The sequence below is a fragment of the Bacillota bacterium genome (genome assembly GCA_040754675.1).
Taxonomy (GTDB): domain Bacteria; phylum Bacillota; class Limnochordia; order Limnochordales; family Geochordaceae; genus Geochorda.
Genome location: JBFMCJ010000318.1, coordinates 1 through 4,745 on the forward strand (window position 1 = coordinate 1; position 4,745 = coordinate 4,745).

The 4,745-nt window shown below is 69.8% G+C and carries 5 protein-coding genes; 4 read left to right on the top strand and 1 reads right to left on the bottom strand.

Going from position 1 to position 4,745, the window contains the following annotated elements:
* From AB1609_15760 to AB1609_15775, 4 genes are all read left to right on the top strand, one after another.
* Window positions 1–839, top strand: an 839-nt coding sequence (locus AB1609_15760) for a WecB/TagA/CpsF family glycosyltransferase (GenBank protein MEW6047908.1), incomplete at its 5' end; no start/stop codon positions are given.
* 43 nt (window positions 840–882) lie between these two features.
* On the top strand, window positions 883–2,130 hold the full coding sequence (locus AB1609_15765; GenBank protein MEW6047909.1) for a S41 family peptidase: 1,248 nt from the start codon (window positions 883–885) through the stop codon (window positions 2,128–2,130).
* A 4-nt stretch (window positions 2,131–2,134) separates the two neighbouring features.
* The gene (locus AB1609_15770; GenBank protein ID MEW6047910.1) at window positions 2,135–3,421 is read left to right on the top strand and encodes a PDZ domain-containing protein; all 1,287 of its coding nucleotides are present in this window, start codon (window positions 2,135–2,137) and stop codon (window positions 3,419–3,421) included.
* Window positions 3,418–4,398: a divergent polysaccharide deacetylase family protein gene (locus AB1609_15775; GenBank protein ID MEW6047911.1), complete on the top strand. Its 981-nt coding sequence runs from the start codon at window positions 3,418–3,420 to the stop codon at window positions 4,396–4,398. The genes AB1609_15770 and AB1609_15775 overlap by 4 nt, the downstream gene beginning before the upstream one ends.
* A 12-nt stretch (window positions 4,399–4,410) precedes the next feature.
* Here AB1609_15775 and AB1609_15780 read toward each other — a convergent pair.
* The coding region (locus tag AB1609_15780; protein MEW6047912.1) for a universal stress protein at window positions 4,411–4,745 on the bottom strand (335 nt) is incomplete at its 5' end.

Genomic DNA, 4,745 nt, shown 5'->3' on the forward strand with positions numbered 1-4,745 from the left:
CGACGGCCGGCGAGCAAGGCGGCGGGCAGCCCGGGCCGTATGAGATCCTGGGGCTGCCGGTTCACCCTGTGGGGCTCGAAGAGGCGGCAGCCCTCGTCACCCGCTGGGTGCAGGAGAGGGACGGCGCCTCGGGCCTTCTCAGGCACGTGGTCACCCTCAACCCCGAGATGGTGATGCGTGCCCGCAAGGATCCGGGGTTGGCCGGCGTCGTGAGCCGGGCCGAACTGGTGGTGCCCGATGGCATCGGGGTCGTGTGGGCCGCCCGCATGCTGGGCCGGCCCGCTCTCGGGCGGGTGCCCGGCGTCGAACTCGCCGAACGCTGCCTGCGGGAGCTCGCCCGCCTGAACCTGCCCGTTTTCCTCGTGGGGGGCGAGCCTCCGGGGCCGGACGGCCCCGGCGTGGCCGAGGAGGCAGCCCGGCGGCTGCAGGCACGCCCGGATCTTGCGGGCCTGCGCGTTGCCGGCACGCATCACGGCTACTTCGCATTTGGAAGTGACGAAGAGGAGCGGCTGCTCCGTGCCATTGAGGCCGCCCGCCCGGCGCTCTTGCTGGTGGGCATGGGCGTCCCGCGCCAGGAGGCCTGGATTGATCACCGCCGCGAGCGCCTGCGCCGGGCGGTTCGGGTGGCCATCGGGGTGGGGGGGAGCCTGGACGTCTGGGCGGGGAGGACCCGCCGGGCGCCGCCCGCGGTGCGCCGGCTGGGCCTGGAATGGCTGTTCCGGGCCGCCACCCAGCCCTGGCGCCTCAAGCGGCTCGCAGCCCTTCCCGCATTCGCCGGGGCGGTGTTGGGTTACCGGCTAGGCGGTATAATGGGGCAGCGGGTCCGGAGGAAGGCGTAGGGCTGGACGTCGCCGTGTACGAGCCGGGCCGGGGAGGCGCACTGTGAAGAACCGTCTGGGAAGGGCATGGCCGGCGCTTGCGGTGCTCGCCGTCCTCGCTGCACTCGCCCTGGCCGGCTCGGCGCTGTTGAGTTCCGGAGCGCCTACGGATGACGCGAAGGGTCCCGGCGAAGACCTGACGACGGTGCTCGAGGTGGTGGGGGTGATCAAGACCCACTACCTGGAGCCCGTCAGCACCGTCGAGCTTTTATCGGCGTACATCCGCACCGGCAGCATCAACGGGATGCTCAAGGAGGCCGTCAAGGATCCCTACACCCGCTACATGGACCCTCAGGCCTACCAGCAGTTCCAGATCGAGACCACCGGTCACTACGCCGGCATCGGCATTTACATCGGCATCAAAAACAACCGCCTCACGGTGGTAGCGCCCATCCCCGGGACCCCTGCCGCCCGGGCGGGACTGCGGGCCGGCGACTGGATCGTCGAGGTCGAGGGGCGCCCGACGGCCGACATGTCGCAGGACGAGGCCACCAGCATGATACGGGGCCCCAAGGGCACGTCGGTTCAACTGACCATCGAGCGGGCGGGGGAACGGTTCAAGGTCACCATCGTCCGCGAGGAGATCGAGGTCCCTGCCGTCTCGTCGGTTCAGATGCTGCAGTCGGGCATCGGGTACATCCGGCTCATCCAGTTTTCTGAAAAGACAGGCAAGGAGATGGAGGACGCCCTCAACCGCCTCGAACGCCAGGGCTACCGCGCTCTCATCCTGGACCTGCGCAACAACCCCGGCGGCCTGCTGACCGCGGCGGTCGACGTCGCCAACCTGTTCCTGCGGGACGGGCCCATCGTGTACATCGTGGGGCGAAGCGGCGAGCGGCGCAGCATCGACGCAAGCCCGTTCCGCACGTACCGGAGGGTGCCCATGGTGGTGTTGGTCAACAAGGGTTCGGCCAGCGCCTCGGAGATCGTGGCCGGCGCCCTGCGGGACCGGGGGGTGGCCACGCTGGTCGGGACGACCACGTTTGGCAAAGGCCTCGTGCAGACCATGATCCCGCTTCGGCGGGGTGACGCGGTCGTGGTCACCACGCAGAAGTACCAGACGGCCGGCGGACACTTCATCGGCAATGAGGGCATCCACCCCGACGTGACGGTGGAGGTGCCGGATAAAGAGGCCGAACAGCTCCCTCTGGTCGAGGACCAGGTCGACCCCAACGACGTGCAGCTTAAAAAGGCGATGGACATTCTTATCCGCCAGCTCTCGCAGACAAACGAGCCGGCAAGGGCGGGCTAAGAGGATGCCCGTATCCGACCTGCTGCGCCTCATCGGAACGACCCTCGCCCAGATGCTGCAGTCGCCCACGACGTTGCTTCTGCTCTCCATCGTGGTCTGGTTCGTCTACATGCAGGCTGCCAGGGCCGCCGCGATGGAACAGTACATGTTTGGAGTGGTGCGCACCTCGACGGGCCGGCAGACGTTGAACGCGCTGGGCATGGGAGCGCTCGGCGGGGCGCTGGCCACGGCGCTTTTCGTGGGGCTTGGCATCGCTTTTGACGCAAACTTTCTGATGATGTGGCCGGTGCTTTTCTTGGTCGCGCTGCTCCTGGCCATGGTCCAGCCTCGCTTTCTGTGTTTTGCGTACGCCGGCGGGCTCGTGTCGCTGGCGGCGATCGTCTTCCGCATTCCGGGCGTGGACGTCCCGGCGGTGATGGCGCTGGTGGCGACGCTGCACCTGGTGGAGGCGGCGCTCGTCTGGCTGACGGGCGCCCTGAACCCGACGCCCCTTTACATCAAGCAGCCGGATGGCCGGGTGGTGGGCGGGTTCGCCCTGCAGAAGGTCTGGCCGCTCCCCTTCATCGCCGTGGTGGGGCTGGCTGTGGCCGAGGAGATGCTGGTGGGCGGCACCGGCGTCGCGATGCCCGACTGGTGGCCGCTGTTCGATCCGTCGCTTCAAGTGCCGCCGGGCTATCAGATGGTCTTCCAGCTTCTGCCTGTCGTGGCCGGCCTCGGGTACGGGGACTTCACCGTGACGCGCGACCCGCGGGTAAAGGCGCGGGATTCGGCAGGCGGGCTGGTGGTGTTCAGCGCCGTGCTCATGCTGCTGGCGCTCGGGGCGCGCCGCTATCCCCTGCTGGCCTGGGTGGCCGCCATCTTTTCGCCGGTGGGACACGACCTGCTGATTCAGTGGGGCCGGTGGCGGGAGCAGGGCGAACCCGTCTTCGTGAGCCGGGACGGGGTCATGGTGCTGGACGTGCTGCCCGATTCCCCCGCCGAACGCATGGGCCTGCGAACGGGCGACGTGATCCTGTCGTTCAACGACCAGCCGGTGCCGGACCGGCAGGCGCTGCAGGCGGCCATGGAGCCCTGGGCTTACGATATCGAACTCGAAGTGGAAAGCCGCCTGCCGGCCGGGGCGGCGCGCCAGCGGCGGCGGCTTCGCTACCCTGGGAGGGTACCGCCGCTCGGGATCGTGCCCGCGCCTGAAGCCGACGAGCCCCGCTACGTCACCCTGCAGTTCACGAGTCCGCTGCAGCGAATCTGGCGCAGCCTCCGGCGGCGGGGGGCGCACCGCACCATCGCATGAACGGCCACCCGGTGCGGCCCGAAGCCGAGCACGAGCCGGTCTCTGGCCGTCCCGCCCGCCCCGTGCGCGCCAGGGCGGTGCCGGAGTGGCTCCCGGGAGCGCTGGGGCTCCTGGTCTTCGTGGCGGTGGTGGGCGGGAGCGTCCAGGTGCTCTACCGCTGGCAACTGGAAGCCTACCCGGCCTGGGCCACCCGGATGCAGGAGAACGGCGGGCCGCCCGTCCCGCTTGAGGAAAGCTCCCGAGCCGGGTCGCAGCTCCCGTCGCCGGCGCGGATGGGGAGCGACCTTGGCCAGATCGCCCCAGGGCGGCCCGGCGTTGCCCGGCTGGCCATCGTCATCGACGACTGGGGATACAACTGGCAGGCCGCGCAGAGGTTCTTCTCGCTGGACGCGCCGCTAACGGTGGCGGTCATCCCGTTCTTGCCCTACAGCCGCCAGCAGGCGCAGATGGCCCGCCAGCACGGCTTCGAGGTGCTGGTGCACCTGCCGATGGAGCCCCTGGACGGCCGCCTGAATCCCGGGCCCGGCGCCATCACCACGGCGCTTTCCGACGAGGAGATCCGCCAGCGGGTCGAGCGTGCCATCGACGCCGTGCCGGGGGCCGTCGGCGTGAGCAACCACATGGGTTCGAGGGCAACGGCCGACGAGCGGGTGATGGCGCAAGTGCTGACGGTGGTGGCGCGGCGGGGGCTGTTTTTCCTGGACAGCCATACGAACCCTCGCTCCGTGGTGGGGCCGATTGCCCGGCGGCTGGGGATCGCCTGGGCCCGCAACGACCTCTTCCTCGACGGCGAACAGGACTTCCGGGCCGTGCGGTCGAGACTGGAGCTGGCGGCGGCCAGGGCCCGCCGCGACGGGCAGGCCATCGCCATCGGCCACGTGAAGCCTTCCACGGCGGCCGCCGTGGCATCCGTGCTGCCCGAACTTCGCCGCATGGGCGTCGAGGTGCTGCCGGCGTCCCGGCTGTTGCAGCGCTGAGGACGCCTCAGGTCAGCGTACCACGAGCACGGGACAGGGGGCATGCTGCAGGACCCGGTCGGATACCGAACCGAGCACCCACCGGGAAACGCCGCTGAGCCCTCGGCGCCCCATCACGATGAGGTCGGCGCCACTTTGCCCGGCAAAGGCGAGGATCCTGTCGGCGGGGTGACCCACCTCCAGCCGCGTCTCTAACCGCACGCCCTTCGCCTCGGCCCGGGCAAGCAGGCGTCTCGCCGCTGCCCGCAGGAACCCGCGCGCTGTTTCGGTCGCATCATCCAGCTCGTTGACCGTCTCGATGAATTCGGGCACCTGGGCCACCGAAAGTAGCGTCAGCTTAGCCCCCG

Excerpts from the sequence above, each read along its gene's own strand:
- AB1609_15770 (MEW6047910.1), top strand. The coding sequence starts at position 2,135 with ATGCCCGTATCCGACCTGCTGCGCCTCATCGGAACGACCCTCGCCCAG.
- AB1609_15775 (MEW6047911.1), top strand. The coding sequence starts at position 3,418 with ATGAACGGCCACCCGGTGCGGCCCGAAGCCGAGCACGAGCCGGTCTCT.